16 protein-coding genes are annotated in these 14,522 nt (G+C 70.6%); 12 read left to right on the top strand and 4 right to left on the bottom strand.

Features of this window, described 5'->3' with window-relative positions:
• The first annotated feature begins 41 nt into the window (after positions 1 to 41).
• Genes ACO0LU_RS06020 through ACO0LU_RS06035 form a run of 4 tightly spaced genes read left to right on the top strand, consistent with a single transcriptional unit; the run spans position 42 to position 2,980 of the window.
• Complete coding sequence (locus tag ACO0LU_RS06020) at positions 42 to 524, top strand: DUF3626 domain-containing protein (RefSeq protein ID WP_424790497.1); 483 nt, start codon at positions 42 to 44, stop codon at positions 522 to 524.
• Positions 484 to 936: a DUF3626 domain-containing protein gene (locus tag ACO0LU_RS06025; RefSeq protein WP_424790498.1), complete on the top strand. Its 453-nt coding sequence runs from the start codon at positions 484 to 486 to the stop codon at positions 934 to 936. Before ACO0LU_RS06020 ends, ACO0LU_RS06025 begins: the two co-directional genes overlap by 41 nt.
• Positions 937 to 969: 33 nt before the next feature.
• A complete protein-coding gene (gene guaA, locus ACO0LU_RS06030; protein ID WP_424790499.1) occupies positions 970 to 2,544 on the top strand; it encodes a glutamine-hydrolyzing GMP synthase in 1,575 nt (524 codons plus the stop codon).
• A gap of 37 nt (positions 2,545 to 2,581) precedes the next feature.
• A complete protein-coding gene (locus ACO0LU_RS06035; protein ID WP_424790500.1) occupies positions 2,582 to 2,980 on the top strand; it encodes an MmcQ/YjbR family DNA-binding protein in 399 nt (132 codons plus the stop codon).
• Here the strand turns inward: ACO0LU_RS06035 and ACO0LU_RS06040 are convergent.
• Complete coding sequence (locus tag ACO0LU_RS06040; protein WP_424790501.1) at positions 2,944 to 3,768, bottom strand: methyltransferase domain-containing protein; 825 nt, start codon at positions 3,766 to 3,768, stop codon at positions 2,944 to 2,946. The two genes, ACO0LU_RS06035 and ACO0LU_RS06040, sit on opposite strands and share 37 nt — an antisense overlap.
• Positions 3,769 to 4,118: 350 nt before the next feature.
• Between ACO0LU_RS06040 and ACO0LU_RS06045 the strand changes: the two genes are divergently transcribed.
• A complete protein-coding gene (locus tag ACO0LU_RS06045; RefSeq protein WP_424790502.1) occupies positions 4,119 to 5,312 on the top strand; it encodes a glycosyltransferase family 4 protein in 1,194 nt (397 codons plus the stop codon).
• 89 nt (positions 5,313 to 5,401) lie between these two features.
• On the opposite strand, the gene ACO0LU_RS06050 is transcribed toward ACO0LU_RS06045, so the two are convergent.
• Both ACO0LU_RS06050 and ACO0LU_RS06055 read right to left on the bottom strand, forming a co-directional pair.
• The gene (locus ACO0LU_RS06050) at positions 5,402 to 5,668 is read right to left on the bottom strand and encodes a hypothetical protein (RefSeq protein WP_424790503.1); all 267 of its coding nucleotides are present in this window, start codon (positions 5,666 to 5,668) and stop codon (positions 5,402 to 5,404) included.
• Positions 5,669 to 5,765: 97 nt separating this feature from the next.
• On the bottom strand, positions 5,766 to 7,376 hold the full coding sequence (locus tag ACO0LU_RS06055) for a PspC domain-containing protein (RefSeq protein ID WP_424790504.1): 1,611 nt from the start codon (positions 7,374 to 7,376) through the stop codon (positions 5,766 to 5,768).
• A gap of 159 nt (positions 7,377 to 7,535) precedes the next feature.
• Between ACO0LU_RS06055 and ACO0LU_RS06060 the strand changes: the two genes are divergently transcribed.
• The 7 genes from ACO0LU_RS06060 (at position 7,536) to ACO0LU_RS06090 (ending at position 13,380) form a co-directional block, all read left to right on the top strand.
• Positions 7,536 to 8,774: a PspC domain-containing protein gene (locus ACO0LU_RS06060; protein ID WP_424790505.1), complete on the top strand. Its 1,239-nt coding sequence runs from the start codon at positions 7,536 to 7,538 to the stop codon at positions 8,772 to 8,774.
• On the top strand, positions 8,771 to 9,427 hold the full coding sequence (locus ACO0LU_RS06065; protein WP_424790506.1) for a LuxR C-terminal-related transcriptional regulator: 657 nt from the start codon (positions 8,771 to 8,773) through the stop codon (positions 9,425 to 9,427). The genes ACO0LU_RS06060 and ACO0LU_RS06065 overlap by 4 nt, the downstream gene beginning before the upstream one ends.
• Positions 9,428 to 9,496: 69 nt before the next feature.
• Positions 9,497 to 9,844 (top strand): hypothetical protein, encoded by a 348-nt coding sequence (locus ACO0LU_RS06070; protein WP_424790507.1) that lies wholly within the window; start codon positions 9,497 to 9,499, stop codon positions 9,842 to 9,844.
• A 58-nt stretch (positions 9,845 to 9,902) separates the two neighbouring features.
• On the top strand, positions 9,903 to 10,610 hold the full coding sequence (locus ACO0LU_RS06075; protein ID WP_424790508.1) for an RNA polymerase sigma factor: 708 nt from the start codon (positions 9,903 to 9,905) through the stop codon (positions 10,608 to 10,610).
• Positions 10,607 to 11,929: a serine/threonine-protein kinase gene (locus tag ACO0LU_RS06080; RefSeq protein ID WP_424790509.1), complete on the top strand. Its 1,323-nt coding sequence runs from the start codon at positions 10,607 to 10,609 to the stop codon at positions 11,927 to 11,929. The genes ACO0LU_RS06075 and ACO0LU_RS06080 overlap by 4 nt, the downstream gene beginning before the upstream one ends.
• An 87-nt stretch (positions 11,930 to 12,016) precedes the next feature.
• Positions 12,017 to 12,703 (top strand): hypothetical protein, encoded by a 687-nt coding sequence (locus tag ACO0LU_RS06085; protein ID WP_424790510.1) that lies wholly within the window; start codon positions 12,017 to 12,019, stop codon positions 12,701 to 12,703.
• Positions 12,704 to 12,708: 5 nt separating this feature from the next.
• Positions 12,709 to 13,380, top strand: a complete 672-nt coding sequence (locus ACO0LU_RS06090; protein ID WP_424790511.1) for an OmpA/MotB family protein — start codon at positions 12,709 to 12,711, stop codon at positions 13,378 to 13,380.
• A 21-nt stretch (positions 13,381 to 13,401) separates the two neighbouring features.
• Here the strand turns inward: ACO0LU_RS06090 and ACO0LU_RS06095 are convergent, their stop codons facing one another.
• Positions 13,402 to 14,448, bottom strand: a complete 1,047-nt coding sequence (locus ACO0LU_RS06095) for a glutathione S-transferase family protein (RefSeq protein ID WP_424790512.1) — start codon at positions 14,446 to 14,448, stop codon at positions 13,402 to 13,404.
• Positions 14,449 to 14,522: the final 74 nt, after the last annotated feature.

A 14,522-nucleotide genomic window follows, 5' to 3' on the forward strand; every position in this document is an offset into this window, starting at 1 on the left:
GCTGTTGTGGCCAGTGGGGTGGCGGCGGCATAGTGCTGGTGATGAGCGATCTCACCCCGGGCTCGGGCACGGCGGCCGAGATGACCGAATGGGCCTGCCGTGCGATGGCGGCGGTGCGCAGGCGAGCCCGCGGTCCGGCGCTGGAAGGGGACCTGCGGGTGACGCTGAACTTCCACCCCGACCGGCTCACGAATGGGCGGACGGTGCTGGCGCAGATGGCCGAGCACGGTACCTACCGCAGCCAGTTCGAGACCGGCACCTCCGCCGGTGGGCTGAGCGCCCACCCCGGCGGCGACCGGTGGCGCTGGGAGCAGCGGATCTTCGATGGCGCCTATGACGACGCACCACCGACCCAGCGACCCAAGTACGGCGCGCTGAACCACCGCCGGCGCTCCATCGGGGCGGCCCCGCGGTTCGGGTCGGCCCACCTGCGCCTGGCCGGGTCGACGCTGGCTCGCACCACGTTCTGCTTCTGCGGATTCGGTGCTGAACCCGCAGGACTTCGCCACCGCCCAGTCCTGTGACCTGATCCCCCTGGCCGAGGAGTTCGCCGCTACGCCACGCACCGAGGCGCAGGAGGCGGCCCTGGGTGGTGCATTGGACGACTACATCGAGGCCCACGTGCACGGGCCGATCCACCTGGCAACCGACGTCGAGGCACTTGTCCTGGATCCTTGTTACGCCGGGACCGTGGTGCAGGATCAGGCGCACGCCCTCGGTGTGCCGGTGGAATGGCACGAGGGGCGCGTCCTGACCGTCGCCGAGCTGCGGCGACATCCGGACTTCCGTGGCGCTGGGATCGTCGCCGTCGGTGAACAGATCGCCGAGGGCGGGCGGTTGGATGCGGCGGTGATCGGACGTGCCGCGGCCACCGGGCGCGCGCACGAGCAGGATCTGAAGCGGGTCTGGCACCTGGTGGCGCGGTTCGGACGGTGAATGCGGCCGGCCCTGGCGCCCTATCCTGGGTTCGTGACCATCGCGCCGCAGACCTCCAGACCGGTACTCGTCGTTGACTACGGGGCCCAGTACGCCCAACTGATCGCCCGCCGCGTACGTGAGGCCGCGGTCTACTCCGAGATCGTTCCGCGCACCACCACTGTGGAGCAGATGCTGGCGAAGGAGCCGGCCGCGATCATCCTGTCCGGGGGCCCGGCCTCGGTGTACGCCGACGATGCTCCGTCGGTGGATCCGGCCCTGTTCACCGCCGGGGTCCCGGTGCTGGGCATCTGCTACGGGTTCCAGGTGATGGCCGCAGCGCTCGGGGGCACCGTGGCACGGACCGGGACCCGTGAGTACGGCGGCACGGTGGTCCAGGTGGAGCACACCGGAACGTTGCTCGATGGGTCCACCCCGGAGCAGTCCACCTGGATGTCCCACGGCGATGCGGTGCATGAGGCGCCCGAGGGGTTCACGGTGCTGGCCACCTCCGCCGGTTCGCCGGTGGCAGCGTTCGAGGATGCTGCCCGCGGCCTGTACGGGATGCAGTGGCACCCGGAGGTGCGCCACTCCGAACTGGGCCAGGCCACGCTGGAGAACTTCCTCTACCGCGGGGCCGGGTTGGCAGCGGAATGGACCGCGGACAATGTCGTGGCCGAGACCGTCGAAGCCATCCGTGCCCAGGTGGGCACCGATCGGGTGATCTGCGGGCTCTCCGGTGGGGTCGACTCCTCGGTGGCCGCTGCCCTGGTGCAGGAGGCGGTCGGGGATCAGTTGACGTGCGTGTTCGTCGATCACGGTCTGCTGCGCGAAGGGGAAGCGGAGCAGGTGGAGGAAGACTTCGTGAAGGCCACCGGCGTCAAACTCATGGTGGTCGATGCCCGGCAGCGCTTCCTCGACGCCCTGGCCGGGGTGAGCGACCCGGAGGAGAAGCGCAAGATCATCGGACGGGAGTTCATCCGGGTGTTCGAGCAGGCCGCCCGGGAGGTGGTCGAGGCCGCCGGGAGGTTCGATGACGAGGTGCGGTACCTGGTGCAGGGCACGCTGTACCCGGACGTGGTCGAGTCCGGCGCTGACGGATCGGCCAACATCAAGTCCCACCACAACGTGGGCGGCCTGCCCGATGACCTGCAGTTCGACCTGATCGAGCCGCTGCGCACGCTGTTCAAGGACGAGGTGCGCGCGGTGGGTCTGGAACTGGGCGTGCCGGAGTCGATCGTGTGGCGCCAGCCCTTCCCCGGCCCCGGGCTGGGGATTCGGATCGTGGGGGAGGTGACCGGTGAGCGGTTGGACATCCTACGCCGCGCCGATGCGATCGTGCGGTCCGAACTGACCCGTGCGGGCCTGGACCGGGAAATCTGGCAATGCCCGGTGGTGCTGCTGGCCGCTGTGCGCTCGGTGGGGGTCCAGGGTGATGGGCGCACCTACGGCCACCCGATCGTGTTGCGGCCGGTCTCCTCCGAGGACGCCATGACGGCGGACTGGACCCGGTTGCCGTACGAGGTGCTCTCCCGGATCTCCACCCGGATCACCAACGAGGTCGCTGAGGTGAACCGGGTGGTGCTGGATGTCACCAGCAAGCCGCCCGGCACCATCGAGTGGGAGTGAGCCGGTCGGCGAACCGACCGTGCCGATACGATGGGACATGGCCACATGGGATGAGGTCCGCAGGATCGCCAACGCGCTCCCCGAGGTCGAGCAGCGCGAGGACAGGCACGAGTGGCGCGTGCGCTCGAAGTTGTTCGCGTTGGAGCGTCCGCTGCGCAAGTCCGATCACGAAGCACTGGGTCGGGCTGCGCCACAGGGTCCCATCCTGGGCGCGTACGTGCCCGATCTGGGCGTGAAGGAGATGCTGTTGTCCACCTCGCCCGAGGTGTACTTCACCGCGCCGCACTTCGACGGATTCCCCATGGTGCTCGCCCGGCTCGGGAACCTGCCGGCCGACGAACTTCACGAGTTGCTCGTCGAGGCCTGGCTGTCCCGCGCCCCCAAGCGGACGGCCCGGGCCTATGTGGCTGAGCGGGGACTCGACGGCGCAGGTTGAGCCGCCGGGTCGGTGCGACCGGGACGTCGAGCCACCACGAATATCCGGCGGAAGGGCAGCACGGTGCCGTGCTCGGTCTCGGGGTAGGCCTGCCGCAACGCCGCGCCGTACTCGGCGCGGAACCGCTCCAGCAGGTGCGGCGGCAGGGCCGCGAGGACCTCGCGCGCGCCGGTGGCGCTGATCCAGGTCAGCACCGGGTCGGGTCCGGTCAGGGTGTGCAGGTACGTGGTCTCCCAGGCGTCCACCCGCCACCCCAGCGTGGCCAGGGCGTCCAGATAGACGCCGGGGTCGTGCGCGTGGGGGAAGGTCACGTTCTCGGTGTGCGCGGCGTAGGGGTCGCTTCTGGCCAGGCTGCGCAGCAACCGGTGGCTCGGGCCATCGAAGTTGCCCGGCACCGAGAACGCCAGCGTGCCCTGATCGGAGATGTGCTCGGTGAGGTCGCCCAGCAGGTTCAGGTGACCGGGCACCCATTGGAACGTGGCGTTGGAGATCAGCAGATCCACAGGCGCCGGGGGGCGCCAGGTGCGCAGGTCCCCCAGGTGGTAGTGCACGCCTGGGGCTTGGTGCTCGGCCCGGGCTCGCTCGATCATCTCGGGCGAGGAGTCGAGCGCGTCGATACGCGCGTGCGGCCAGCGCGCCCGCAGGAGGCCCGACAGGTGGCCCGGCCCGCAGCCCAGATCGGCGATGGTGGCCGGTTCGGTGGGGACCCGGGCGAGCAGTTCGGTGAAGGGCCGGGATCGTTCGTCGGCGTAGTGCAGGTAGGTGGCCGGGTTCCAGGTCGCGCTCATCGGTGGCATTCTCCCTCCCCATTTATCTCGACGTCAAGATAAACGTCCTGGATCCCCCAGCGTGTCCGGTCGCCACCGGCCGCGCCCCCGAGCACGCCCGGTCGCCACCGGCCGCGCCCCCGAGCACGCCCGGTCGCCACCGGCCGCGCCCCCGAGCACGCCCGGTCGCCACCGCCCGCGCCAAAACAATCCAATTGGTCTGTTACAGCGCCTTCGGGCTCGTCGTGAGCGCTACAACGATCCAATTGGACTGTTATGGCGCGCGGCGCGCGGCGTGTGGCGTGTGGCGTGTGGCGGGCGGCGGGCGGCGTGAGCGGTCGCCAGGGCGGCATGCTGGTTACAGTGAGTGGGTGCGCATCGTCCACATCTCCGATTGCTTCGCCCCACGGCTGGGCGGCATCGAGAACCAGGTCCAGGATCTGGGGATCCGGCAAGCGCGGGCGGGCCACGCCGTCCATGTCCTGACCGCCACCGCACAGGACCGCGCCGCGGTGCCACCGGGGCGTTCCCGCCACCGGTTCTCCAGCACCGAGGACGGTGGGCTGCGGGTGCACCGCCTGGCCACCCCGGCCACCTTCGGTGTCCCCGTGCATCCGCGGGGACGAGCGCTGATCACCCGGGCGCTGCGCCTGCTCAAACCCGACGTGGTGCACGTGCACGCCGGGGTGGTCTCGCCCTTCGCCTACGACGGCGCCAGAGCGGCCCGGGATGTGGGCCTCCCGTTAGCCATTACCTGGCACTGCGTGCTCTCCGGCGCCCGGCACCTGCTGGGCTGGGGCGCGCGGGCGACGTGGTGGGACACCGCGGCCTTCGCCCCCAGCGCCGTCAGTGCCTTGGTGGTCGGGCAGGTCGCCCAAGCGTTGGGTCGTTCGGACGTGCAGGTGGTACCGAACGGATTGGACCTGGCCCCCTGGCGCGGGGTCGCCGCCCGCCCCGAGCCCGGCGCCGAGCCCGGCGTGCTGCGGGTGGTGGCGAGCCAGCGGATGGCCTCGCGCAAGCGAACCGTGCCCCTGGTCCGGGTGATCGCCCAGGTACACGAGCGCCTCGGCCGGACCGAGCGGGGCACCCCACGTATCCATCTGACGGTGGCCGGGGACGGGCCCGGCATGGCCGCGGTGCGCTCGCGGATCGCTGCCGCCGAACTGGACGATGTGATCACCTTGCTGGGCAGGGTGCCCCGCGACCTGCTGCCGACCCTCTACCGGGCCCAGGACGTGTTCGTTTCCCCCACCTCCCTGGAGGCCTTCGGGCTGGCGGCTCTGGAGGCCCGCGCGGCCGGTCTTGCCGTGGTGGGCATGCGGGACAGCGGGATCGGCGAGTTCATCACCGACGGCGTCGAAGGCCTGTTGGCCCGCGGGGACGCCGGCATCGCCGACGCGTTGGTGCGGCTGGCGCGTGAGCCCGGGTTGCTCCGCACGATCACCATAAACAACCGGGCCGAACCCCCGGCGCTGGGTTGGCCGGACGTGATGGAACGGGTGGACGGGCTGTACCAGCGAGCCCGCGCTCTGCCACGCTCCACCGAGACCGGTCGCCGCCGGTGAGACCTGCCGCGGCCGAGGCCGGCCTCGCAGCGTTGGACCGGCCTGGACTGGCGCAGGTCACCCCACCGGTCCGCCGGGCGCGGCGCTCGTCATTGGCCCTGACGACCCTGTCCGTCCTTGCTCTCGCGGCTGGAACTGCGCAGGGCCGACACGGCGGACCCGATCAGTAGCCCGAACCCTGCGATGATGAACAGCGAGATCAGGGCGATCTCCAGGTCGACCCGTCGGCCGGTGGCCACGGCGATCGCCCCCAGGCCCACCAGGACCGCGACCAGGCCCCAGACCATCGTGCCGGTGCGGGCCGGCGGGGGACCCTGCGGGCTCCCCGGGTTGGCGTAGCCGTGCGGTTCGGTCACGCCGCCATTCGCCGCCGGCGGGGACGTGGAAGTCGGTTCGGTCGGTGTCATCGTGCTTCACCCCTCCTGTGAAATCGTTGGTCGTTCGGTCGCCTTCTCAGTCTGTTGCGGTTCCCGCCGGGGGCACCTGCCGGATCACGATCGCCCCGGCACCCACCGCCACGTCAAGTTCAATATCGGGCGGGCCCGATCCGCCGGCGGAGCGCAGGGAGAGGTCGCGTAGCAGCACCACATCGGCGTCGGTGCGGACGCGGGCGCTATCGGCGTACCAGGTGCCCGGCTGCTCCACCCGCAGCGACCCGGTGCCTTGGACACTGACGTCCACATCCAAGCCCTGCGGAACGTCCAGGACCAGTTGCCCGGCGGCCAGGGTGATCTCCACCGGCTCGGCCAGCGACGTGTCGGGAGGTAGCGCGCTCAGGTCGACGCGCAGTCTTCCGGCCGTGTGGACGTGTCCGGCCTCCAGGGCGTCCGCCGAGGACGGTGCCCAGTAGGCATCCCCGACGTTGCCCGGGGCCAGGGTGAGCGCCTCGCGCACCTGGGGGGCGACCGCCAGCGTCAGCGTCAGCGGTACCACCACCAGGGCGACCAGCACGGACCAACCGCCGAAGCTCCCGGCGCGCCGGCCCCGTGCGCCGTTGATCACCACGCCCACGCCGAGTACGGCCAGGACCACGCCCCCGCTCAGCAGCCAGAGCGAGACCTCCCACTCCAGCACCCGGCCCAAGATCTGCACCACGGCCATCCCCACCAGGGCAAGTCCGCCGATCGCGTAGACGATCGAACGGTGACGTCCGTCCGGCGGAGCCGACGACGGAACGCACGCGGGTGCGCTCGTCACCGTCGGGGTGCTCGCCGCGGCGGCGCCGTACCGGGCTCCGTAGGTACCAGGGGCACCCTGGTGGCTGGGCAATCGGGCCGCACCGTGCTCGGCTCCGTAGGTGCCAGTGGTACCGCTCCGGCCGGTCGATCCGGTAGGGCCGTGCCCGGCACCGTACCTGCCGGCGGACCTGGCAAGGGCGGGAGGCGTTGGTGCAGGACGCTCCGACGCGGTGCCGCCCGGCGTGCCGGAGGATGGACCGGCAGGCGCGGATCCGCCCGGACCCGGTGAGGCGGGCGGGGTGCCCGTCCCCGGGGCGGGCGCGTCACCACGTTCACCTCGGGCCCGGGGCAAAATCCACAGCAGCACCACCAGCACCAGCGCGGTGACGACCAGGAACCCGAAGGTGGCCCACGGGTCCCCCCACCAGAACCCGTGCCACCACAGGCCGGGCCGGTTCAGACCGATGATCACCAGCACCAGCGCCCCGGCCAGTCCGGCGTCGAACCGGCCACGCAGGGCTTCCTGCAGGTGGATCCGGCCGTCGGACTCCTCGGCGAGCAGCGCCCAGCCGAGGCCGTACAAGAGCAGTCCGAGCCCACCGAAGAAGGTGAGCACCACGAACGCCCCGCGCACCAGCAGCGGGTCGACGTCGAGACGGCGCGCCATTCCGCCGGCGACGCCACCGATCCAGCGGTCGGCGGTGCGGATCCATCCGCTGCGGCGCAGGGAGTCGAAGAAGGAGGCACCGGGGCCTCCGTGGCTGGGTCGGTCGGCTCCGGTGCCCGAATGGTGCTCATCGGCGTACTCGGCGCCACTGGCCGGCGCGTGCTCGTGTCCCGGCGGGCCCTGCGGTTCGACGGGGTCTTCCCGGCGGTCGTGATCCATACCCGACAGTCAACTCCGGTGCCATCAACGGGCACCATCGGGGATCACCCTGACCTGACCCTGGATTACGCTTCCTGGAGCCGGGATATCGGCCCGGAGGTACCCTGATTCGCTGGTTCTGCCCTGCCGCTGTGCCGACCCGCGTGACACGATGACGGAGTGAATGCACCCGCACCGGCAGTCGCGAGCAGCCGGGCCAGGCCACCCCTGCGCCGCCCGGAGCGTGGCCGAATCCTGTCCGGCGTTTGCGCCGGGCTTGCGGTGCACCTGGACGTTCCGGTGCGCACCATCCGATGGATCTTCGCCCTCACCACCCTGGCAGCCGGTGCCGGGGCGCTGATGTACCTCTGGCTGGCCCTGACCGTCCCCCACGGCTCGGCAAGTGCGCAGCCCCCGCGACTGGCGCGGCTGATTCCGGCCCTGCGCACGCCGGCCACCCAGGGCGTCGTCGGCCAGGTGTCCCTGGGGGGGATCCTGCTGCTGATCGCCGCGAGCCTGGTGGCGATCCGGTTCGGGGTCGACGCGATGGGCACCTGGCTGCTCCCGGTGGTGGTGTTGCTGGCGGGGGCCGCGCTGGCGTGGAGCCAACTCGACTCCGTCGGAGGCGCCGGTGCGGGGAACAAGTCCCGAAGCGCTGTGCTGGTGCGTGTGGGCGGTGGCGTGGCGTTGTCGGTGGTCGGCGTGGTGCTGCTGATCGGGCAGGGGCAGGGCGCCGGCCAGGTGCTGCGCGGCCTGCTCGCCGGGATGGTGGTGCTGGCCGGTGCGGCACTGGTGCTGGCGCCGTGGTGGCTGCGGTTGTGGCGCGAACTCATCGCCGAACGGGCCGCACGCGCCCGGGAGTCCGAGCGGGCAGACATCGCCGCCCACCTGCACGACTCGGTCCTGCAGACCCTCTCGCTGATCCGGTCCCGCAGCCACGACCCGGGCATGGTTCAGCGCCTGGCCCGGGCCCAGGAGCGGGAGTTACGGGACTGGCTCTATCGGGATCGTCCCGAACCGGGTGACTCCATCGCGGCGGACCTGAGTAGCCTGGCGGCCGAGGTGGAGGACCTGCACGGGGCGGTCATCGACGTCGTCACCGCCGGCGACGGCTCGCCGTCGGCCGGCACCGAACCGCTGATGGCTGCGACCCGGGAGGCACTGGTGAACGCCGTGGTGCACGGGGCCGCACCGGTGTCGCTGTACGTGCAGGTGAACGAGACGGCCACCGAGGTGTTCGTGCGCGACCGTGGTGAGGGGTTCGACACGGAACAGGTCGGTGCCGACCGGCACGGCGTGCGCGATTCGATCATCGGGCGGATGCGCCGCCACGGGGGTAGCGCCCAGGTGCGCAGTGATCCCGGCCGCGGCACCGAGGTGCACCTGCGGATGCCGGTCAATGGAGGGAAGCAAGGATGAGTCAGGGATTGCGGGTGGTGCTGGTCGATGATCACCGGCTGGTGCGCACCGGCGTGCGCGGCGAACTGGGCGAGGGCCTGGAGGTCGTCGGGGAGGCCGAGGACGTGCCCGGGGCGATCGCCGTGGTGCGGGATGCCCTGCCGGACGTGGTGCTCCTGGACGTGCACCTGCCCGGGGGCCGTGGTGGCGGGGGAGCGGAGGTGATCGCCGGCTGCGCCGACCTGCTCGATCGGGTGCGATTCCTGGCACTGTCGGTCTCCGATGCCGCCGAGGACGTGGTTTCGGTGATCCGGACCGGGGCCCGGGGATACGTCACCAAGTCCATCGGTGGAGCCGAATTGTCCGACGCTGTGCGCCGGGTGGCCGAGGGGGATGCGGTCTTCTCCCCGCGCCTGGCCGGCTTCGTCCTGGACGCCTTCGGCACCGCCGCCTCCGATGTAGCCACTCACGACGACGAACTCGACCGGCTCTCGGCCCGGGAGCAGGAGGTGATGCGGCTGATCGCCCGCGGATACACCTACCGGGAGGTCGGCTCGGAACTGTTCATCTCCATCAAGACCGTGGAAACCCACGTCTCGGCGGTGCTACGCAAACTGCAACTGTCCTCCCGCAACGAACTCACCCACTGGGCGGCGGCTCGCCGGTTGCTGTGATGTGGGCACCTGTACCGTCGGGGCGCCGGTGCGGACCGGGACATCGGTGCTGGCCAGTAGGGTGCAGGCATGGAAACTGTGTACCTGATTCTCGTGGTGCTGCACCTGCTCGGCTGGGCGATCGCCTTCGGTGGGGTAGTCGCCGGCATGCGCAAGCCCGCGCTCAACCCCGGGGTGCTGCACGGTGTGCTCACCGCCCTGTTCACCGGCATCATCCTGGTCGGGGTGGCCTCGGCGGGAGTGGCTGGACCGGACATCAACCACACCAAGATCACGGTGAAACTCATCATCGCCCTCGCGGTCACCGCGATGGTGATCTTCGGCGGGCGCAACCATGAGAAGACGATCGCCCGCGGTTACCTCGGCGGGATCGCCGGTCTGATCGCAGTGAACGTGGCGCTCGCCGTTCTGTGGTGAGGTAACCGGGAGGACGTCGGCGTCACTGCCGGCCGGGCGAAGACCAGGGGGATCGAGCGTGCACAGCGAACTGAACCACGCGGTGCGCTCCGGTGACCCCTTGGCCGCCCGCCGCGTGCTGGGGGCGCTCGCCGAAGCCGGTAGCGCCGGTCGCGAGGACGACGGCACGAACCACGACGACACGAACTCGCCGGTCATGCCGGCACGGGTGCTCGAGACACTGGCGCAGATGGCCGCTGCCGGGGGCGACGGCGCACCGCTGGCGACGGAACTACTGATCGAGAACCTCGATGCCTCCGGTCTGGTGCACCGGTTCGCCCACCAGGCACTACTGGATCACGCTGCGGTGGACGACGTGACGCAGGACAGCCTGATCTCCATCGCCGAATCCATCGGGTCGTTCCGCGGTAACTCGCAACTGAGCACGTGGGTGCACCGGATCGTGCGCAACCGGGTAGTCGACCATCTGCGGCGGCAACGCGCCACTGCGCCGTTGCCCGCCGATGACATGGGTCCGGGCGTGCGGATCAGTTCGGTGATCGCCACCCGCGCCACGATCACCGAGGTGCTCGGCTTGCTGCCGGCTCACTATCGTGAACCCGTGGTGCTGCGCGATGTCCAGGGCCTGTCCTACACCGAGGTGGCGCAGCGGCTGGGCGTGGGCCTGAGCACCACCAAGTCCCGGGTCGCCCGTGGCCGCGCCCTGGTCGCGGCGCACTGGCATGAGGGTGACGATCGAGCCCGCCGGTCAGGGAGGTGCCCATGAGTAACCAGGTGGGCCGGTATCGGCTGGAGGGCGTGATCGGGGTGGGTTCTTTCGCCACGGTGCACCGGGCGGTGGACTCTCGCCTGGATGATGTGGTGGTGGTGAAGATCCTTGCCGAGAATCACAGCCTCAATCCGGAGGTGCGGGAGCGGTTCATCGCTGAGGGGCGCAGCCTGCGCCGGATCCGCAGTCCGCACGTGATCGCGATCCACGACATCGGTGAGTCCGAGCGCCAACAACCCTACCTGGTACTCCAGCACGCCGACCGTGGCACCTTGGCCGAGCGGGTGGGCTACCTGCGCACCCGGGGTTGGTCACCAGCCCGTGCGGATGTGCTGACCGTGGCCCGATCGCTGGCTGCCGCGATCAAGGCGGTGCACCGAGCCGGCCTGGTGCACCGGGACCTGAGCCCGGGCAATGTGCTGCTCACCAGCGAACCAGACCCCGGCGGCACGGACCGTGGTGACGGTGCCTGTGCCGCCGTGGTCGCTCCGGGAGAGCGGCTGGTGGTCGCCGACCTGGGCATGTACAAGGACCTCGCCCTGAACTCCGGGCTGACCGTGGCCGGTGGCACCGCCGGCTTCCGGCCACCGGAACAGCAGGGCCCGGGCATCATCGATACCCGGGCGGATCTGTGGGCTATGTCCACCCTGCTGATGTGGCTGTGTCACCAGGGCGGCAGCGGCGGCGCGGAGTTGCCCGAGGCACTGTTCGAGGCCCTACGCCGCAGCACCGCCACCGACCCCGCCGATCGGCACCCGGACGTGGCCTCCTGGCTCGCCGACATCGAAGTTGCCTCGATGCCCCCGGCACCGTCTGCGGTATCGGCACAACCGGCACCTGCCGACCATGTGGCCGCTGGACCACGCGGGTCCGGCACCGCCGCGGCAGCGCCGGCGTCTGCAGATGCCGGAACATCCGGCGCCGGCTCCTCGAGCGCAGCGAGGCGCCACCACCCCCGGCCCCGCGGCCGGTGGCCCCTCATCGCCGTCGCGCTGATCGCCGTGGGCCTGGCCGCCGGTGCCGGTTGGCTCGCCGGTTCCCTCCTCGGTCCGGGCCCCACGGACCGTTCGGGTCAGGCCGGCATTGCCATCACTGGTCCCAGCGAGATAGCGGTGGGACAACCGGCCACCTTCTCCGCCGAGGCCGCCCAGGTGGAGAGCTGGGTGTGGACGCTGCCCACCGGACAACACCTGGTGGACCACCCGAGCGTCTCCATCACCGCTGCCGCACCGGGACGGGCAAGCGTGGTCCTGCGAGCGCGGGCCCCGGATGGCACCGACCTGGAGGCAGTGCACCACCTCACTGTCACCGAGTGAGCCATCTCACACTCGGATCGTGCAACTTTTCAGCCCCGGCCTGCGACTCACGGGCGAGACTCACCACCCACCAGCAAGGAGAACCCTGTGACCACCTCGCGTATCTCCCCGTCCCGGCGCCTGCTCGGCGCGATTGCCGGTGTGACCCTGGCCGCCGGCACCCTGGCTGCCTGCGGTCCCGAGGATTCCGCCGAGTTCGACCCCGCGGACCAGACCCAGGAGCCCGCAGAGGATGCGGAGCAGGCGCCCGATGTGGCGGATGGCCCTGACGAAGACGAACAAGACGCGGACGACGACGAGAAGGGCACCGCCGACGACCCCCAGGCAGAGGAGGTCCACGCGGCCTCCGGTGACACCTACGTGCGCGGCCCGGAGGATGCCGCCGCGACCATCACCTATGACCTGCCGGACGGCGAGATGCAGGTCACCGTCGGCCTGCACTCCCTGCAGGTGGAGGGCGACGTCATGCGCCTGGACCTGTCCTTCAGCCCGGAAGGTGGCCGCGATAGCGACTACACCCTCTACAACCTCAACCAGAATCGCCGGCTCCACCCCGTCCTGAACGACCGGGAGAACCTCAAGCAGTACTCGGTCCTCGGGGGAAGCGGCGACACCTGGAGTTCCGACTCCACTCCCGGGGGCACCAAGGTCGAGAGCGGCCAGACGCTGATGTACCACGCCTACTACGCCGCACCCGAGGACGACATCGACACCATCGACGTCCTGGTGATCGACGGTCTGGTGGAGTTCTCCGACGCGCAGGTCGAGTGGTGAGTCGGATGCGGAGGCTGCACACGGCCCGACCGACCGGCGGCGTCGAGCCGAAGGGTTCCGCGCTGCGGTTGCCTGGGCTGCAGCGCGGCATCCGGTCCGCCTGCGCGGCGTTGCTGCTGGTGGTGGCCACCGGTGCGGCCGCTGCGGCAGTGGTGGATGAGGGCCCGCCCCCGGAGCCGGAGGGCGGGATCTCCGGTAGCGACAAACGTGGTTCGGTGCGCGTCTTCAGCACCGATGCCGTGCGCGTCTTCAGCGCTGATGCCGTGCGCGCCTTCAGCATCGATGGCAGCGTGACCAGCCTCGGGGACGGCGTTGAGGTCGTCGGCGACACGTCGGTGATCTCGTTGTCCTCGGACCTGTTGTTCTCGCCGAACAGTTGGGGGTTACCGGCCAGCGCCCCGGGCAAGATCGCCGATCTGGTCACCAACGTGCCCCAAGGGGCGACCGTGCAGGTGACCGGGCACACCGATTCGGTGCCCACCGGCGCGGAGTTCGACAACGTCGAGCTGTCGCAAGAACGCGCTGAGGCCGTGGCCGGTGCCTTGCGCGATGAACGGCCCGATCTGGACCTGGAGGTCTCCGGGGTGGGGGACGCCGAACCGGCCGAGCGGGAGGACCCGGACGACCCGTCCACGTTCGCAGCCAACCGCCGGGTGGAGATCGCCTACGAGGGGTGAGGTACGCCGTCGCCGGCCCTGCTACTGCTGCTCAGCGCTGAGCGGGTTCGCATCAGCCGGCACTCGCTCACCCTCCGCGACCGGTCCGGGGGGTGTGCCCTCACCGAAGGGACGCCCACCGAGTTCCTCCCGTCCGTGCGGGCTCAGCCAGTCGGCCAGTTCCGGTCCGGTGGGCACGATCTGGGAGGGATTGATGTCGGTGTGCACCACGTAGTAGTGCTCCTTGATCTGGGTGAAGTCCACCGTGTCCCCGAAGCCCGGGGTCTGGAACAGGTCCCGGGCGTAGGCCCACAGCACCGGCATCTCGGTGAGTTTCGCCCGGTTGCACTTGAAGTGCCCGTGGTAGACCGGATCGAAGCGCACCAGCGTGGTGAACAGGCGCACATCGGCCTCGGTGATGGTGTCCCCGACCAGGTAGCGCTGAGTGGCCAGGCGCTCGCTGAGGGAGTCCAACGCCGCGAACAGGCGGTGGTAGGCCCGCTCGTAGGCCTCCTGGGAGCCGGCGAACCCGCACCGGTACACCCCGTTGTTCACCTCGGTGTAGATCTCCTGGGCGATCCGGTCGATCTCCTCCCGGTGCGCCTTCGGATACAGGTCCGGGGCACCCTCGCGGTGGAACGCGGTCCACTCGGTGGAGAAGTCCAGGGTGATCTGCGGGTAGTCATTGGTGACCACGGCACCGGTGGGCACGTCCACGATCGCGGGCACGGTGATGCCCTTGGGATAGTCGGGGAAACGAGCGAAGTAGGCCTGCTGCAACCGTTCGATCCCCAGCACCGGGTCCACCCCGCCGGGGTCCAGGTCGAAGGTCCAGGAGCGGGAGTCGTGTGTGGGCCCGGGCATCCCCAGGGAGATCGCGTCCTCCAGCCCCAGAAGCCGCCGCACGATGATGGTGCGGTTGGCCCACGGGCAGGCCCGCGCCGCGACCAGCCGGTACCGGCCGGCCTCGACCGGGTAGCCGTCGCGCTCATCGGCGGTGATCCGGGTCTCGATGTAGTCGGTGTCGCGGTTGAACTCCTCGCCCGCGGTGACGTAGGACCCCTCGGTGCTGTACTCATCCTGGCTCATACCCCCAGCGTAGGTGCGTCCCACCGAGGGTGCAGGTGCAGTTCCTCCGCGGGTGTCCAGCACCGGTAACCGCT

The organism is Pseudactinotalea sp. Z1748, from assembly GCF_049725185.1.
Lineage (GTDB): Bacteria > Actinomycetota > Actinomycetes > Actinomycetales > Beutenbergiaceae > CALKWS01.

Bases quoted from the DNA above. Each gene is read 5' to 3' on its own strand.
- ACO0LU_RS06020 (WP_424790497.1), top strand. From the start codon at position 42: ATGAGCGATCTCACCCCGGGCTCGGGCACGGCGGCCGAGATGACCGAA.
- ACO0LU_RS06035 (WP_424790500.1), top strand. From the start codon at position 2,582: ATGGCCACATGGGATGAGGTCCGCAGGATCGCCAACGCGCTCCCCGAG.
- ACO0LU_RS06040 (WP_424790501.1), bottom strand. From the start codon at position 3,768: ATGAGCGCGACCTGGAACCCGGCCACCTACCTGCACTACGCCGACGAA.
- ACO0LU_RS06055 (WP_424790504.1), bottom strand. From the start codon at position 7,376: ATGGATCACGACCGCCGGGAAGACCCCGTCGAACCGCAGGGCCCGCCG.
- ACO0LU_RS06065 (WP_424790506.1), top strand. From the start codon at position 8,771: ATGAGTCAGGGATTGCGGGTGGTGCTGGTCGATGATCACCGGCTGGTG.
- ACO0LU_RS06070 (WP_424790507.1), top strand. From the start codon at position 9,497: ATGGAAACTGTGTACCTGATTCTCGTGGTGCTGCACCTGCTCGGCTGG.
- ACO0LU_RS06080 (WP_424790509.1), top strand. From the start codon at position 10,607: ATGAGTAACCAGGTGGGCCGGTATCGGCTGGAGGGCGTGATCGGGGTG.
- ACO0LU_RS06090 (WP_424790511.1), top strand. From the start codon at position 12,709: ATGCGGAGGCTGCACACGGCCCGACCGACCGGCGGCGTCGAGCCGAAG.
- ACO0LU_RS06095 (WP_424790512.1), bottom strand. From the start codon at position 14,448: ATGAGCCAGGATGAGTACAGCACCGAGGGGTCCTACGTCACCGCGGGC.